An 18,219-nucleotide genomic window follows, 5' to 3' on the forward strand; every position below is an offset into this window, starting at 1 on the left:
GCGGAGAAGAAAGCAATCGAGGCTGCCAATCGACGGCCTTGCAGGACTGAGACGCCCGCCATTGACGTGGAACTACTATGGAAGGGCGAACGATTCGCAGCGTCTTCGCGAGGCGCTCGCCCTGCTGGTAATTCACGTGGCTATTCTCTGCGCAGCTCGGGCACGCCGTCGACCATTTCGAAGACGAGGCGTTGGCCTTTGAGGTTGCCGGCGCTCGACAGGTAGTCGGCGAGCTTGGCAGTGATGTGATTTTCGACGGCTTGGCGCAGGGGGCGGGCGCCGTAGCGTTCGTCGAAGCCGGTGCGGATGAGGTAGTCGATGACCGCTTCGGTGGCGTTGACCTGGATGTTGCGCCGGGCGAGGCCTTCGCGGGAGAAGGCTTCTTCGAGGGCGCGCTCGACGAGCTTGCGGGCGGTGGGGTGGCCCAGCGAGCGGAACGGGATGATGCGGTCGACGCGGCCGACGAATTCGGGGCGGAAGAAGGCCTCGACGGCGCTCATGAAGTGTTGGCGCTCGGCCTCGGCGCGCGACATGGCGGCGTCGAAGCCCAGGGATTCGGGGCCGTCGCTGCCCAGGTTGGAGGTCATGATGATGACCGAGCCGGTCATCGGGACCGTCTGGCCCAGGGCGTCGGTCAAGCGGCCCTCGCCCATGACCTGCAACAAGAGGTCGAAGACGCTGGCGTGGGCCTTTTCGAGTTCGTCGAGCAGGATGACCTGGAAGGGTTGCTCGCGCACGCGGCGCACCAATTCGCCCTGCTCGCCTTTGTAGCGGCCGACGAGGCGCGCGGCGGAGTACGGGTCCTGGTACTCGCTCATGTCGAAGCGCAGCAGCCGGTCTTCGCTGCCGAAGAGGTAGCGCGCGAGTGTGAGCGCGGTCTGGGTCTTGCCGACGCCGGTGGGCCCCAAGAACAGGTAGCTGCCGAAGGGGCGGTCGGGCGGGTTCAAGCCCGCGCGGATGACCGAGACGAGGTCGACCATGGCGCTCGTCGCCTCGGGTTGGTCGAAGACCGCGTTTCGGAAGAAGGCCTCGATCTTGTCGAGGTCGAAGTCGGCGTTCGAGTCGAGGAGCTCGCGCGGCAGGCCTGTCTGCGAGGCGAAGGCCTCGATGGCGTGGTCGGCGGCGAGCGAGGGGCGGTCTTCGCCCTCCTTCTGGACGCCCTTGCTGCGGTGGGTGCGGGCCATGCGCTCGGCCAGGTCGACCGCGGGGCCCGGGTAGGCGCCGGCGTTGGGGAAGCGGCCGGTCAGCTCGATGATGCGCTGGCGGGTCTCTTCGCCCAGGCGCACGCCGTGCTGGCGGCCGAGGCGAAAGCTCACGCGCTCCAAGACCGCGTCGGTCTCGGCGGTCGACATCGGCTCGACCGGCAGGCGGCGAAGCGCGCGCAAGAAACTCGGCTGGCGCTGCTCGACGTAGGCCAGCTGCTCGGGGCGCGCCTCGGTGATCAAGACCAGCTCGCCGGAGACGATATGCGGGAGAAGGAGGCCGGGGCTCCCCTCGGCGTATTTCTCGTTGCCGGAGGCCTCCAAGAGCTCGACCAGATTGTCGGCGAAGAGGATGCCGCCCGAGCGCTGGACCTCGCGGATGACCTCGATGACCCGCTCTTGCCATTGGCCCAAAAAGCGCATGCCCGCCATGAGGCGGCCGCCGCTGATCTGCCAGACGTTCGACTCCTTGAGGGCGTCGGGGCATTTGCCGGCGAGCATGCGGCCGACCGCATCGTAGACAATGGCGGTCTTGCCGACGCCCGACGGGCCGACCAGGAGCACGCTTCGCTCCCATTCGTCGGCCAGGTAGTTGAGCAGGGTCTGGACCTCGGCGCCGCGCTCGAAGGCGCGCGGGGCGTCCTTTTTGTCGAGGCGGCGGTGCAGGGGCTCGCCGACGGCTTCGAGGGTCGGCGAGTCGGGCTCCTGGGCGTCGGCCGTGCCCATTTTGGGCGCGTCGACCTGCACCTCGATGCGGTGCACGTCGATCTTACGGGTCTCGACGCCGCTCTTATCGCCCAGATCGCTATCGCCCAGGTCGATAAAGGCGTGCAGCGCGTCGAGGCGCTGGGCAATGGTGAACTGGTCGCACAGGTGCTCGCGGGCGGCGAATTCGAGCTGAGCGGCGTCGCCCACCTCGAACTCGAGGGGGATCTCGGGCAAGAAGACCTGGGTGCGCTGGCCGCGCTTGCGCGTGGCGGCGATCAGGCAGACGTCGACCGAGAAGATGCGCAGCTCGTCGACGACCGGGATCTCGAGGCGCAGGGTGCGCACCGTGGGCGCGGCGCCCTCGGCCGAACCCTTGCTGCCTGCCATACCCGAGTCGTCGAATTTCCACGGCTGCACCGGGGCGATCTTCTTGGCGAGCAGCTCCATGCGGGCGAGGACCTCCTCGACCGTGTCGCCGGCGGCGGCGACCGACTCCTCACCAAAGAGATAGGCGAGCACACCCTGGGGGCGCTCGTCGACGAGCACGTCGAGCTTGAGGGATTTTGCGCTCATGGGACCTCCGTGGTCGTCGCGCCTTTGTTAGGCGCAGGCTCTCGGGCCGGGCCGATGTCGAGTTTGTCGGGCTCGAGGGCGAGCCTGCCGAAGATGAGCTTGGCGGCGAATGGGGCGGCGTTGCCGCGGGTGTCGGGCACCGTGAGCGGCTGACCCAGCCGGGGTTGAGTGAGCTTGCCGTCGCGCAGGACGTATTCGATGCGAAGCTCGCCGGCTTGTTCGGTGCTGTCGGTACCGGTCTCATCGGAATTAGTCCCATCGGAACCGGTGTCGGTCGCGCCGATGTCGCGAGCGTCGAGCTCGTCGATGAGCGCGCGGGCGTCGGAGCTTCCGTCGGCGCGGGCGGTGAGCAGGACCAACGCGTGATGGCCGTGCGACGGGGGTTGCGGGGCCCACAAATAGCCGGCCAGCGCCTCGAAGGCCGCCGAGATGCCGGGGTGCTCGGCGGAGACGGCCACCGAGGACATGCCCGTCAGGTCGTCGCCACGCTCCAGCTCGCGCCAGCCCTCGCTCGACCAGCCGGCCTGGGCGAGGTTGACGTCGAAGGCTTCGGCGAAGTCTTCGAGCCAGCGGCGCCAGTGGGCGAGCAGCTTGGGGTATTGGCCCGACAGCCCCTCGACGACGAGGGTGGCGGCGTCGGCGTCGCGCTCCGAGAGCGCGTGGATCTGGCATTTGACCCAGGTGAGCTGCCCGAAGATCTCGTCGGCCCTCTCGCTCCAGCGGTGCAGCTTCGATTTGTCAAAGTGCTCGATGTCGGGCAACTCGAATTCGCCGGTCTGCTCGGGGTCGAGCAGGGACTCGAGGCTCTTGCGAAGCTCGCGCAGTTGGCCGCGAAAGATCTCGCGTTGGCGCACGCGCTCGGCGAGCTCGTTCGAGATGGTCGAGCCGGACGACGCGCGGGTGTTGAGCTCTTCGAGGGAGGCTTCGTACGTCTCGTCGATGCGGTGTCTGGCCGCGCTCGCCTCGCAGCGCTCGAGCTCGTCGGCGAGGAACTCGAGGCGGGTGCGAAGCCTCTCGGCGCTCCCCTCGAGGGAGTCGCCGTCGACCCCGTCGACGAAGAGGCGAACGCCCGGGGGGCGTGTCTTGGCGCGGGTCGCCCGGACGAGAGTGCGCAGACGAAGCTCCATGCCCTCGTCCTCCGAGGGGGCGAGCACCGCGCGGGTCAGCCCGCGGTCGGGGTCGTGGTCGGCGAGCTTGCGGGCCAGCGGCGTAATGAGCTTCTGCTCGATGCGGTGCGCCAGGGTGCGCGCGCCGTAGCGCCGGTCGACCACGCCGCTGACGAGGTGCTCGACGAGGCGGCGGTCGACGTCGACCATGATCTGGCCCTGGCGAAGTCCGCGGCGCTCCAAGAGCTCGCGGAGCGTGCGCCGGGCGATGCGTCGCAGGGTCTCGCTCGACAGCGGGCGGTACGGGACCACGCGGTCGATGCGGTTGAAGAGCTCGGGGCGGAAGAACTCCTCGGCGGCGCGCCGGTAGTGCAGTTGGCGGTCGCGCTCGTTCTTCTCGGTAAAGCCCATCCAGCGCTCTTCGGAGCCGGCGCCCAGGTTCGAGGTCATCAAGACGACGGTGTTGCAGAAGTCGACGGTGCGCCCGGCGGCGTCGGTGAGCCGGCCGTCGCCCAGAAGCTGCAACAAGAGGTCGAGGACCATCGGGTGGGCCTTTTCGATCTCGTCGAAGAGGAGCACGCAAAACGGCTGGATGCGCACGCGTCCGGTGAGCTCGCCGTCGGGCTCGCGGGCGGTGCCAATCAAACGAGTAGCCGCGCCCGGCTCGCTAAACTCGCTCATGTCGAAGCGCACCAGGCGATCGCGGCCGCCGAACAGGTCGACGGCGAGCGCCTTGGCGGTCTCGGTCTTGCCGACGCCGCTGGGGCCGATGAGCAAGAAGCTTCCCAGCGGGCGCTGCGGGTCGGTCATGCCCTGCTCGGTCGCCACGATGAGCGAGGTGACGACGTCGGTCGCCTCGGGCTGGTCGAAGACGCGGCTCTCGAAGGTCGACTCGACGTCCTCGGGCGCCCTGCCCCGCCCCGGGACGAGCAGTCGCAGCGGGAGGCCGGTCTGGCGATGGACGACCTTGGCGACCAGGTCGGGATCGATGCGCGCCTCGACCTCCATCTCCTCGGTGAGCTGGCGCACCGCGGCGGTAAAGCATTGGCGCACTAGGCGCACGGCCTTGCCGGGGAAGGCCTCCTGGCGAAGGTAGCGGCCCGACAGGCGAAGCATCGCCTCGACCGCGTCGGGGGTGAAGCGCACGCGCTGCTGAGCCTCGAGGGCGCGCACCAGCTCGGTGACCACCGACAGGGTCTCTTCGTGGTCGAGTTCGGGGACCTGAATGCGCCGAAAGCGCTCGACGAAGCCGGGGGCTTCCATGCGCGCGACCTCGAAGGTCGCCTCGGTCGCCTCGGCGATGAGGCTAAAGCGCCCCCCGTCGAGGTACGGCTCGATGAAGCGAGCCACGTTGGAGTCGCCCTCGTAGGTCTTGCCCGCGCGCACTAGCCCCAGAAAGTCGTCGACCACGAGCACGTCGCCGCGATCGGCGAGCTCCTCGCAGATGGCCTCGGCGCGCTGCTCCCACTGACCGATGATGCTCATGCCGGCGATGATGCGGTCACCGCTGGTCTGCCACACGTCGCGGCGCTGCTGGTAGGTCTGCTGCAGCTCGAAGGTCTGCCGGGCGGCCTCCTCGATGATGGCGGTCTTGCCCGAGCCGGCCGGGCCGACCAGGCAGACGTGCGCCGGCGTGCTGGCCGTCATCATCTCGACGAGCTCGTCGACGAGCTTCTGCCGCCCGTAGGCGCGCCGAAGGTTTCCGTCCTCGGCGCGGTGGGTCAGGTTGGTGGCGACCTGCACCAGCGACTCGGGGCGGCGCAGACGGCCGCCGGGGATCTCGGCGTCGTCGTCGTGCGGGTCGGCCGCCGGAAAGCCCAGGTCGACCTCGAGCTTCTCGAGGCGCGCCGGGTAGTCGGAGGCGAGCACGTCGAGGTCGCTCAGGTTGTTGTCGTCGGCCCACTGCTCGGCCCAGGAGCGCGCCCCCTCGTAGACCTCCTCCATGCCGGCGATCACAAAGCACGCCCCGGGCACCGACGGCACCCAAACGTGCACGTTACCGCCCTCCTCGAAGCGCCCGGCGATCACGTGCGTCCACGCGTTCATGCTCACCGGCGGCTTGTTCGGGTCGACCTTGCGCTCGATCTCGAGCCACACGTTGACGAGCTGCGCGGTCTCCGGGGGCACCAGCGAGTCGAGCTGGGCGGGGTTCATCTGCCCGTGGACGAGCTCGAGCGCCCGAAACATCAGCTCCTCTTTGAGCTGGGCCGGGCTCGTCCCCTCGACCGGCTGGGCGAGCGGCTCGATGAAGGGGACCGAGGCGCGGAAGTGCCCTTTTTGGGGTTGGGCGACGTATATGTGGAGGTTTAGGTTCATGTAAATTTCTCAGCTATGTATCTCCCGGGCATTCGACGCCCCCCATCCGCCCTTCGCTTCGCTACGGGCACCTTCCCCCGGGGGAAGGGATGCCCCTGCGAAAATCTACGTGGTTCACAGGAGCTAAGGCAGCCCTTCCCCGGGGGGAAGGTGCCGAGCGCGCCGTTTAGCGCGAGGCGGATGGGGGGCGCCAGAAAGCAAAGCGCAGCAATTCGAAGCCCACCTACCACCAATCCGCCCCCGCCAACTCCCACGCCACGTCTTCCATCTTCGGCCACAAGACCTCCCAAGGGTTGTCCTCATCGATCTCGAGGCCGACGTAGCCGCGCATGCTGACTTCGCCGGTGCGGAAGTTCCAGGTGCGGGCGTCGGGGCGGGTGGGACGCTCGCCTTCGAGGTCGGAGGGTTTGGGCCAGTCGAGGATTTCGCCGAGGACGAAGACGTCGGTCTTGGCGTTGCCGTCCTCGGAGATCTTTCGGTGCAGGCCGTCTTCGCCCTGCAGGATCGGGCGGACCGCCGGGCCTTCGAATTCGAGGGCGAGGACGGTGCCGCTGGGTTTGCGGGCGTGTTCCCACAGGGCCTCGCGGCGCTCGTTGGGGTCGATGTCGTCCTCGCGGGGGCGCTCGCGGCGAGGGACGGCGCGGCGCATCGACAGGGTCCAGCCCTTTTGGTGGGCGAGTTGGCGGTACCAGCTCACCAGTTGCTTTCGCCAGGGGTCCTGGGGGTCGGTCGCGGGCATGAAGAGGATGACGTGGTCGGGGACGTCGTAGGCCGAGCGCAAGAGCTCGCGGAAGACCTCGCTCAGCCGCGGGCCGATTTCTTCGACGCGCTCGTCGATGTCGCCGGTCAGCTCGAAGGAGCGGGTGTGATAGGCCTCGCGGACGAGGTCTTCGATGGCTTCGAGCTCGCGGCTCAAGTCGCTCACCGAGGCGGTCAGCTCGCGGGCTTGCTCGGCCTCGCGGGCGGCTTCGGGGGCGTCGGAGAGTTCCCAGAAGCCCTGGGTTTGGCTCGACGTGTCGAAGTCGTGCACCCGCCACTCGAGTTCGGCGAAGATCTCGCCGTACATGCAGCGCTCGAGGCGGCGGCGGAGCCCGGCGATCTGCTCGACCTGGGCCAAGAGCGTGCGGCGGGTTTGGCGGGCGTCCTCGCCGCCGATGGCCGCGAGGTCGAAGCCGAGCGAGGCGGTGTCGTCGGGGGCGTCGGCGTCGATGGTGACCAGGTACGGGCAATCGGGGTCCATGTCGTCGGCGGACTCGGCGAGCCGGCGGGCCAGGGGCCAGGCGACGCGTTGCTCGACGACGCGCTTGATGGGGCGGGCGCCGTATTGCTCGTCCCAGCCGCGCGTGGCGACCCAGCCGACGACCGTGTCGCTGAACTCGACCTCGATGTCGCGCGCGGTCAGACCGTCGCGGCCGCACATCTTCTCGAGCTCGCGGCGCGCGATGGCCTCGATGACCTCGCGCGACAGCGAGCGGAAGGGGATGAACTGGTCGATGCGCGCCAGGAATTCGGGGCGGAAGTAGCGCTCGGCTTCCTTGCGGAAGTGGCGCTCCCAGGCCGCGTCGCCCTGCTCTCCGCCAAAACCGATGGCCGGGCGAAGCGTGTCGACGCCCAGGTTGCTCGTCATGATGACGATGGCGTTTTGGAAGCGGGTGGTCCGGCCGTCGGCGTCGGTCAGCCGCGCCTCGCCCAGGACTTGGAGGAGCAAGTCGTAGACGCTTCGGTGGGCCTTTTCGACCTCGTCGAGCAGGATCACCGAAAAGGGCTGGCGGCGCACCGGGCTGGTGAGATCGCCCTCTTCTTTCCCCTCGCCGATGAGGCGCGAGTAGGCGTCGGGGTGGCTGTACTCGCTCATGTCGAGGCGGATGAGGCGGTCCTCGTCGCCGAACAAAAACTCGGCCAGCGCGCGGGCGAGCTCGGTCTTGCCGACGCCGGTGGGCCCGACGAAGAAGAACGAGCCGAGCGGCTTGTCGGCGGGTGCGAGGCCCGCCTTGGTGATGCCGACGACGTGGGCGACGCGGTCGACGGCTTCGTCTTGGCCCATCACGCGCGAGGCGAGGCGCGATTTGACCGCCTCCAGGTCGAGGGTGCGGTCGTCGAGGAGCATCACCGGCGGCAGGCCGGTCTCGTCGCAGAAGCGCTCGACGAGGTCGAGTTCGGTGACCTCGGCGCGAAACGCCTGGGCGGCCCGGCGCAGGGTGCGCGCGATAAAGTCGATGGCGCGGCCCACCGGGCTTCCCTCGGTGGCGAAGCGCTTCTCGAGGCGCCAGGCGCGGTCGATGGCGTCGTCGCCCAGGGTGATATTGTCAGCCTCGCTCATGCGCTTGGCCGCCGAGGCGACGATCTGGCGCGCCTCGGGCTCGGGCGGGTCGGAGACGCGTACGACGTTGAACGCGCGGGCAAAGCCGATGTCGCGCTGCTCGATGCGGTTCCACTCCTCGACGGTCGCCTCGGCGATGATGCGCAGCCGTCGGTCCGACAGATGCGGCTTGAGGAATTGGGCGAGGTTGTAGTCGCTGCCGACGTATTTGCCGGCGTCGAGCGCCTGGACGAGCCGGCCCACATAGAGGGCGTCGCCCGACTGCTCGAGCTCGGCGACCAGGTCGGCGCACTGCTCTTGCCAGCCGCCCGACATCGGGTCGGTCGAGGTCAACCGAGGCGCGTCGGCGAACCAAAGGTGGCGCCCGTCGACCGCGTCGGGGTCTGTCGCGCTGGCGTAGGCGAGGTGCTTGACGATGCTCGTCTTGCCGACGCGCGAGGGGCCCACGAGGACGACGGCGGCCGGACGGCTCGAGAAGACGAGCTCCTCGAGTTGGTCGACGACGTCGTCGCGGGCAAACGCGGGCAAGATGCCGAGTTCGGCGCGCTCTTCGGCGTCGTCGACCGTCCAGTCGCGCGCGACGTCATAGAGCGTGGGCGTCTCGTCGTCCCCCTCGTCGTCGCCGCGCACCTCCGAGAAGGCGTCGAGCCACAGCGAGTCGGCGGGCATGCGGGTCAGGTCGAGCGGCTCGAAGTCGACCTCGAGGGTGTCGACGAAGAACTCGTCGGGCACCGCGCGGTGCAGTGAGAGGTGATTCTCGTGCAGGTGGAGCAAGTCGGCGAGGCGCTCGAGGCTCGCGTGGGCGTCCTGTTGGGCGTCTGGCTGGGCACCTTGCTTGACGCCTGGCTCGCTCGCTTGCTCGGCGCGCGTCCAAATCGAGCGCGACAGGACCGGCACGCTCGCCTGGAGCATTTTGCCGAAGCGGCGGGTGAGGACGTGGGTGGTGTACGCGAGGCGATCGCTGCTGTCGGCGTCCGATTGCCACTGTTTGGCCACGCGGCGGGTGAAGACGTCCAACTCGGCGCGCTCGACCGTCGGGTGCGGAAGCCTGCCCAAGCGGGCGATGGCGCGGGGGTGAGCCCGCTCGAGGGCGCGGCGCACGGCGGTGCGCAGCTTGTCGCGCGCCTCGTCGAGGCTCGGGGCGGCCGCGCTCAGGGGCAACTCGTCGAGCACCTGCGCGATGACCAAATCATCGCCGTAGCGGCGAACGCCGATGGGAAGATTGACTCTCATGTATCGTGGCTTTGGGTGACGCCTTTTGGCTTCTGTGACTAGACAGCGACGGCGATGCGATCACTTTTGGTTCAAGACAATCTCAACGACAAGATACCGGCCGGCAAGTCGGCTTCGTGCAAGAAGTTGGATGCAGTCCGTCGTCGTGCCGTCACCTGTATAGCACCGGTCGGGGCGAATTGCGCAAGCGCGGCAGCGATCTGAGCTGCTGTGCCCAATCTTCGTCTGCTCGGGGGAGTAGGCGAAGGGCCTTTGGGGGACACTTCTAAGAATGCAGGGGAGATACGATGAGACGCTGGGGGAGTTGTGTGGCGGTGTGTTTGATGCTGATGCTCTCGTTCTCGTGCGCCGAGACCGACGATCCGGTGCCGGGTCCGACGGATAACCTGGGCCAAGATGCCGGTGACGCCGACGAGCAGTTGGGCGACGGCCAAGACCTCGACCAAGATACGGGCAAAGACGCCGAAGGCCCGGTCGACGCCGGCGAGTGCGACCTGTCGCAGCTCGAGCCGTATGGCGACAGCGACGGCGACGGGGTCGAAAACCGGGTCGACTTGTGCGCCTGCACTCCCAACCCCGAGCAGTCCGACTGGGATAACGACGGGGTGGGCGACGCGTGCGACAACTGCCCGACGGTGGCCAATATCAACCAAAACGACAGCGACGGCGACGGGGTCGGCGACCGCTGTGAGGATTGGCAGGACGACGACGGCGACGGGGTGCGCAATCAGTACGACAACTGTCCCGAGACCGAGAACATCGACCAGACCGACACCGACGGGGACGCGGTGGGCGATGTGTGCGACAACTGCCCGAACGCAGCTAACGTCTACCAAGAAGACGACGACTCCAACGGGGTGGGCAACGCTTGCCAGGCGGTGATCTATCCGGAAGGGGATATCGACGGTGACGGGGTCATCAACAAGGAAGACAACTGCGTCTACGAGATCAACACCGACCAGGCCGACGCCGACGGCGACACGATTGGCGACGCGTGCGACAACTGCGCGGCGGTGGCCAACGCCAAGCAGCTCGACTCCGACGGCGACGGCGTGGGCGACGCGTGCCTGGGCGCCTTAGACACCGACTCGGACGGGGTCGTCGACATGATGGACAACTGCCCCGACGCGGCCAACTCCACCCAACAAGACAGCGACACCGACAGCGTGGGCGACGCGTGCGACAACTGCCCGAGCATCGCCAACGGCAGCCAGACCGACTCCGACGGCAATGGCACTGGTGATGCGTGCGAAGGGCTGAGCGATCCGGACGGCGACATCGACGCCGACGGGGTGACCAACGCCACGGACAACTGCCCGAGCAACGCCAACGCCGACCAAGCCGACGGCGACGGGGACAGCTTCGGCGACGTGTGCGACAACTGCCCGAGCATCGCCAACGCCACGCAGGCGGACGCGAACGCCGACGGGATCGGCGATGCGTGCCAGACGAGCGCGTTCCGCCTCGACGCCGACAGTGACGGGGTGGTCGACGCCTACGACAACTGCCCGGCCGACGCCAACTCGGCGCAGACCGACACCGACGGCGACGGGCTGGGCGACGCGTGCGACAACTGCGCCGGGGTGGCCAACGCCAACCAGGACGCCACGGCGTGTGCGAGCATCTACGACAGCTCGCGTGACACCGACGGCGACGGCGTGGTCGACATCGACGACAACTGCCAAGGCACGGCCAACGCCAACCAAGCCGACGCCGACGCCGATGGGGTGGGCGACGCGTGCGACAATTGTCAGAGCGTTGCCAACTACGACCAGACCGACTCCGACGGCGACGGCGTGGGGGACTCGTGTCAGACGACGCCCACCGGCACGATGTGCGGCAACACCCAGTCGAGCTTCGAGACCATCCAGCCCAATATCCACGTGATGCTCGACAAGTCCGGCTCGATGCAGACGAGCGGCAAGTGGAGCGCGGCCACCGGCGCGCTCGACACGATGGCTGACTCCTACGCGGCGACGGTGCGGTTTGGCGTGTCGGTCTTCGAGACGACTCTCTTCGGAGACAGCGGCGCCGAATTGCGCCTCGAGATCGGAAGCCACACCGCCCAGGCCATCAAGGATTCGTACAGCACGCTCAGCCCGGGCGGCGCGACGCCCACCGCCCAGGCGCTCAACGACGTGCGCGTCCAGCCCGCCCAGTCCAACGGGATGAGCAAGTGGATCAGCGACGCGAGTGACCCGGTGGACGGTCAACGCGAAAAGGCGATCGTGCTCATCACCGACGGCGAGCCGTGCTGTGACGATGCGAACACCAACCAGACCGCCCAACAGGCGGTGGTCGACGCGTGCAATGCCGGCCTGCGCGTCTTCCTGGTGGGCATGCCCGGCGCGAACACCTCGGCGCTGGCCAGTTGGGCGACCGCGGGGAACAACGCCAACCCGGATTGTCCGCGAAACTACTACATGACCTCGGACCAGCAGGACCTCAACGCAGCGATCGACAGCATCACCCGGCAACTCATCAGTTGCACGTACGGGCTCACCCAGACCCCGCCCGATTCCGACAAGATCTGGGTGCAGATCCGCGACACGTCGTCCTCGACGACCACCGACGTGCCCGAGGACGGGTCGAACGGCTGGGTCTACGATGCGACCAACGACACGGTCGAAATCGTGGGGACCTACTGCCAGAACTTGAAGAGTGCGGACCCCAACTCGACCGAGGTGGAGATCTCGTTGGGGTGCGAGACGGCGTGCCAGCCGAGCGTGGCCGAGGAGATCTCGATCTGCGACTACGCTGACAACGACTGTGACGCGCAGATCGACGAGGGCTGCGCCGGCTGTGTGCCGGAGATCTGCGACGGCGCCGACAACGACTGCGACGGTGACGTCGACGAGGGCTGCCCGGACGCTGGCTGTGTGGCCTCGCCGGAGGTGTGCGGCGACTCGTCAGACAACGACTGCGACGGCCAAATTGACGAGGGCTGCGACGCCAACGCCTGCACGCCCGAGCCCGAGATCTGCGGCGACCGCAGAGACAACGATTGCGACGGCGACATCGACGAGGGCTGCCCGGACGCCTCGTGTGAGCCCGAGCCGGAGGTGTGCGACGGGGTCGACAACGACTGCGACGCGCTGTCCGACGAGGGCTGTGAGCAGTGCGAGCCCGAGGGCGAGATCTGCGACGGCATCGACAACGACTGCGACGGCGTGGTCGACAACGCCTGCGTCGACTGCCCGAACGGTCGCAGCGAGGAGATCTGCGACGGCAGCGACAACAATTGTGACGGCGAGATCGACGAAGGATGCAGCGGATGCTCGCCGAGCGTCGAGATCTGCAACGGGAAGGACGACGACTGCGACGGCGTGACCGACAACGCCTGCATCGAGTGCTCGGACCCGCAACCGGAGATCTGCGACGGCGTCGACAACGATTGTGACGGCGACGTCGATGAAGGGTGTGCCGGAGGTTGATCGAACACGGAGCTTGTCCCGGGCCCGATGGAGGGCCCGGGACGCCCCTCTGCAATTGAATACACGAAACCACCCCATACCCACCTTAGACAGCCAATACGCTCCCACCGCCCCACCACCGAGTATACGCGGCGCCATTTTTATTGCGTTTCTGTTTGATATCAGAAACAGAAGCGATTAGCCTAAAAGGGAATTTTCTCCCAACAATTCACCGGCACCCCTTCGACCCATGTCTACTCAACGGTGGTATCGTTTCATACTCGTTTGTTTGCTGGCCCTCTCCGTCTCTTGTGGTGATGAGACCACGTCGGGCGGAGGCGGAGGGATCACCAACAATGATCCGGCCGACGCAGGTGACGTCGAACCGGGTGACGTCGACGTGCCCGAAGACGCCGATCCGTCCGACGGCGGCGACATCGACGAGGATGGCGGCGTCGAGCAGTGTGATCTGTCGAGCCTGTCGCCCGATGGCGACGAGGACGGCGACGGGGTAGTCAATCGGCGAGACAACTGCGCGTGCACCGCCAACCCGGACCAGCTCGACAGCGACCGCGACGGCATCGGCGACGGATGTGACAACTGCCCTGACATCGCCAACATCATGCAGAACGATGAGGATGGCGACGGCATCGGCGATCGCTGCGAGGACTGGCAGGACGACGACGGCGACGGGGTGCGCGACAACTACGACAACTGCCCCGAGACCGAGAACGCCGACCAGACCGACACCGAGGGCGACGGCGTGGGCGATGCCTGCGACAACTGCCCTGCCGTGTCGAACGCCGACCAGGAAGATGACGATGACGACGGCGTGGGCAACGCCTGCCAAGACTTTTTGCCCGAGGGAGAAGACGCCGACAACGACAGCGTGCTCAACGAAGAGGACAACTGTCCGTACACGCCCAACACCGACCAGCTCGACACCGACGGCGACTCGGTCGGCGACGAGTGCGACAACTGCCCGTTGGTGGCCAACTTCCAGCAGGCGGACAGCGACAACAACGGTGAAGGCGACGCGTGTGTGGGCGAGGCCGATGACGACGGCGACGGGATTCCGAATACCCCGGACAATTGCCCGGACGTGGCCAACCCCGACCAAGATGATACCGACGGCGACCGCATCGGCGACCTGTGCGACAACTGCCTGAACACGGCCAACAACGACCAGGCCGACGCCGACAACGACGGCGTGGGCGATGTCTGCCAGGGGCTGGCCAACCCGGCCGGTGACGTCGACGCCGACGGCATCGTCAACGGCGCGGACAACTGCCCGAACACCGCCAACCCGAACCAGGAGGACGCCGACGGCGACACGGTTGGTGACGCGTGTGACAACTGCGCGGGCGTGGCGAACGGCTCCCAGCTCGACAGTGACGGCGACGGCACCGGCGACGAGTGCGAGGGTCTGAGCGATCCGGGCGGCGACGCCGACGGCGACAGCATCCTCAACGGTGCAGACAACTGCCCCAACACCGCCAATAACACTCAGGACGACACCGACAGCGACGGCGTGGGCGATGCCTGCGACAACTGCGTACGCGTGGCCAACGCCGCGCAGACCGACGCGGACGGAAACGGCACCGGCGACGTGTGCGAGGGCTTGGACGACCCGGGCGGCGACGTCGACGGCGATGGCGAGCCCAACGGCTCGGATAATTGTCCCCAGACGGCGAACTCGAGCCAGACCGACACCGACGCCGACGGCGTGGGTGACGCCTGCGACAACTGCGTACGCGTGGCCAACACGAATCAGACCGATTCGAATGGCGACGGCACCGGCGATGTGTGCGAGGGCCTGGACGACCCGGGCGGCGACGTCGACAGTGACGGCGTAGTCAACGGCTCGGACAACTGCCCCAGCACCGCCAACTCGAACCAGACCGACACCGACGCCGACGGCGTGGGCGACGCCTGTGACAATTGCGTGCGCGTGGCCAACTCCGACCAGACCGACTCGAATAGCGACGGCACAGGCGACGTCTGTGAGGGCCTGAGCGATCCGGGCGGCGACGTCGACGGCGACGGCGAGCCCAACGGCTCGGACAACTGCCCCAGCACCGCCAACTCGAGCCAGACCGACAGCGACGCCGACGGCGTGGGTGACGCCTGTGACAACTGCGTGCGCGTGGCCAACTCCGACCAGACCGATTCGAATAGCGACGGCACCGGCGACGTGTGCGAAGGCCTGAACGACCCGGGCGGCGACGCTGACAGTGACGGCGTGGTCAACGGCTCGGACAACTGCCCCAGCACCGCCAACCCGAATCAGACCGACACCGACGGCGACGGCGTGGGCGACGCCTGCGACAACTGCGTGCGCGTGGCCAACTCCGACCAGACCGATTCGAATAGCGACGGCACCGGCGACGTGTGCGAAGGCTTGAGCGACCCGGGTGGCGACGTCGACAGTGACGGCGTGGTCAACGGCTCGGACAACTGCCCCAGCACCGCCAACGGCACGCAGACCGACACCGACGGCGACGGCGCCGGTGACGCCTGCGACAACTGCCCCACCATCGCCAACTCCGACCAGACCGACTCGGACAGCGATGGCACCGGCGACGCTTGCCAGAACAGCCCGTTTGTCATCGACACCGACAGTGACGGCGTGGTCGACGGGGAGGATAACTGCCCGAACGATGCCAACGCCGGCCAAGCCGACGGTGACGGCGACGAGGTGGGCGACGCGTGCGACAACTGCGTGACGGTGGCCAACTACGACCAGGCCGACGCGGACAGCAACGGCACCGGCGATGCCTGCGAGGGAGGCGGCGCCTACGACTCGAGCATCGACACCGACGGCGACAGCGTCGCCGACATCTACGACAACTGCCCCAACACTCCCAACAACACCCAGGACGACGCGGACGGCGACGCCCGCGGCGATGTGTGTGACAACTGCCCCACCACGGCCAACTACAACCAGGACGACACCGACGGCGACGACATCGGCGACGTGTGCGACTCGGATTACCAGGTGCCGACCAACGACATCTGCAACACGGTCACCTCGCAGGCCGACCGCATCGAGCCGAACCTGTACTTCGTCATCGACACCTCCGGGTCGATGGACTGGACGGTCGACCCCGACGACTCGAACACCCCGCACCGCTGGACGATGGCCGAAAACGCGCTCGACACGATCGCTCCGCTGGTGACCAACGGGTTCAACACCGGCCTGGCGACCTTCCCCAACTCGAGTGACAACCGCGGCAGCTGCGGCGGAGGCTATGTGCCCGACGAGCGGCTGGCTGTCGGCGCGAACACCGAAGCGACGTTCAACTGCGCGTACCGCCAGGACAACAACTGTCAGACGCTCACTCCCACCGGCGGCACGCCGGCCAACGAGGCGCTCGAGGATATCTACAGCCAAAAACTGTACGAGCTGCCCAACGACCCGGACAACGCGATTCGCTCCAAGGCGATCATCTTGCTCATCGACGGTGAGCCGACCACCTGCGGTAACCACTGCTCGAACGACACCGACTGCGTGAACAAGACCGCGGCAGCCGCGGCGCAATTCGCCGCCGACGACATCCCGGTCTACGTGCTCGGCTACGAGGGCGTGAGCGAGTCCAACATGGACCAGATCGCCACGTCGGGCATCGCTACCAACGTCAACCCCGACCCGAACCCCAATGATCCGAACCGCGACTGGTTCAAGGTGAGCAACTCGCAGGACATCGTCGACGCGGTCAACGCCATCGCCACGGCGACCGGAAGCTGCACGGTGCCCTATACTCCGGGCCCCGACGACGACATGGACCGCGCCTCGGTCGAGATCGTTAGCGGCAACAGCACCTACCCGGTCAACCGAGACGGCACCAACGGGTGGACCTACGACGAGGTCAACGACGAGTTCAACCTGCACGGCACCGCCTGCGACGACTTCAACAACTACGCGCTGCAAAACGGCGACGCCGACCTGCAGATCTCGATCGCCTGCAAGACCTGCTCGCCGACCACCGAAGTGTGCGACTACGTCGACAATGATTGCGACGGTGAGGTCGACGAGGTGGGCTGCGCGGGCTGCGTGCCCGAAATCTGCGGCGACGACGTCGACAACGATTGTGACAACGACATCGACGAGGGCTGCCCGAGCTGCGTGCCCGAGCCGGAAGTCTGCGGTGACAGCATCGACAACGACTGCGACGGCACCGTCGACAATGGATGCTCGACGAATACCTGCGACCCGCAGCCGGAGGTGTGCGGCGACGCGGCCGACAACGACTGCGACGGCCAGGCCGACGAGGGCTGCCCGACCAACTCGTGCACGCCCCAACCGGAGGTGTGCGGCGACGGCCAAGACAATGACTGCGACGGCCAAACCGACGAGGGTTGTTCGGGCTCGAGCTGCGTGCCCCAGCCGGAGGTGTGCGGAAACGGCGCCGACGACGACTGCGACGGACAGACCGACGAGGGCTGCCCGACGGGCAATACCTGCACGCCCGAGCCCGAGATCTGCGGCGACGGCCAAGACAACGACTGCGACGGCCAGACCGACGAGGGTTGCGACCAGCCTACCTGCACGCCCGAGCCCGAGATCTGCGGCGACGGCCAGGACAACGACTGCGACGGCCAGGACGACGAAGGCTGCCCGCCGCCGACGAGCTGCACGCCCGAATCCGAAATCTGCGGTGACGGCGTCGACAACGACTGCGACGGCACCGCCGATGAGAATTGCCCGCCGCCGACGAGCTGCACGCCCGAGTCCGAAATCTGCGGTGACGGCGTCGACAACGACTGTGACGGCGACATCGACGAGGGCTGCCCGGGCGACACCTGCGTCGCCTATCCGGAGGTCTGCGGCGACGGCGTCGACAACGACTGCGACACCGAGATCGACGAGGGCTGCTTCGTGTGCACGCCCACCAACGAGATCTGCGACGGTCAGGACAACGACTGCGACGGCACTGTCGACAACGACTGCGTCGATTGCCCCAACGGCCGAAGCGCCGAGGTGTGTGACGGCGTCGACAACGACTGTGACGGCGAGGTCGACGAAGGCTGCGGCCAGTGCCCCGACCGGTCGTTCGAGTTGTGCGACAACACCACCGACGACGACTGCGACGGCGAGATCGACGAGCCGGACTGCTCGACCTGCGAGGACCCGCAGCCGGAGTTCTGCGACGGGATCGACAACGACTGCGACGGCGACACCGACGAAGGCTGCCCGGGCGGCTGATACGCCACCAGGCGCGACACCCTCGCATATTCCAGCCCTGCAAGCCCCCACGACCGCGCCTCTTGGCGTCGCGGTCGTGGGGGCTTTTTTGCGATCACGTTTGCTTCAACCAACAAATTTCTCTTATCTTAGTGGTACGCAG

General features: G+C 67.5%; 5 protein-coding genes. 2 read left to right on the plus strand and 3 right to left on the minus strand.

The annotated features are described in order from the left end of the window. Positions 1-140: 140 nt before the first annotated feature. The 3 genes from FIV42_RS04640 to FIV42_RS04650 form a co-directional block, all read right to left on the minus strand. Positions 141-2,483 carry an AAA family ATPase gene (locus FIV42_RS04640; RefSeq protein ID WP_141196544.1) on the minus strand — a complete coding sequence of 781 codons (2,343 nt, stop codon included), beginning with the start codon at positions 2,481-2,483 and terminating at the stop codon, positions 141-143. Then, entirely contained in the window at positions 2,480-5,905 is a 3,426-nt protein-coding gene (locus FIV42_RS04645; RefSeq protein ID WP_141196545.1) for an AAA family ATPase, read from the minus strand. Before FIV42_RS04645 ends, FIV42_RS04640 begins: the two co-directional genes overlap by 4 nt. A 223-nt stretch (positions 5,906-6,128) precedes the next feature. After that, positions 6,129-9,458 carry an AAA family ATPase gene (locus tag FIV42_RS04650; RefSeq protein ID WP_141196546.1) on the minus strand — a complete coding sequence of 1,110 codons (3,330 nt, stop codon included), beginning with the start codon at positions 9,456-9,458 and terminating at the stop codon, positions 6,129-6,131. Positions 9,459-9,745: 287 nt separating this feature from the next. Here FIV42_RS04650 and FIV42_RS04655 point away from each other — a divergent pair, with 287 nt between their 5' ends. Both FIV42_RS04655 and FIV42_RS04660 read left to right on the plus strand, forming a co-directional pair. Beyond that, positions 9,746-12,892, plus strand: coding sequence for a thrombospondin type 3 repeat-containing protein (locus tag FIV42_RS04655; protein WP_141196547.1), 3,147 nt, complete (start codon positions 9,746-9,748; stop codon positions 12,890-12,892). A gap of 268 nt (positions 12,893-13,160) precedes the next feature. Then, positions 13,161-18,077, plus strand: coding sequence for a thrombospondin type 3 repeat-containing protein (locus FIV42_RS04660; RefSeq protein ID WP_168210409.1), 4,917 nt, complete (start codon positions 13,161-13,163; stop codon positions 18,075-18,077). Positions 18,078-18,219 lie beyond the last annotated feature (142 nt).

The organism is Persicimonas caeni (assembly GCF_006517175.1).
GTDB lineage: Bacteria > Myxococcota_A > Bradymonadia > Bradymonadales > Bradymonadaceae > Persicimonas > Persicimonas caeni.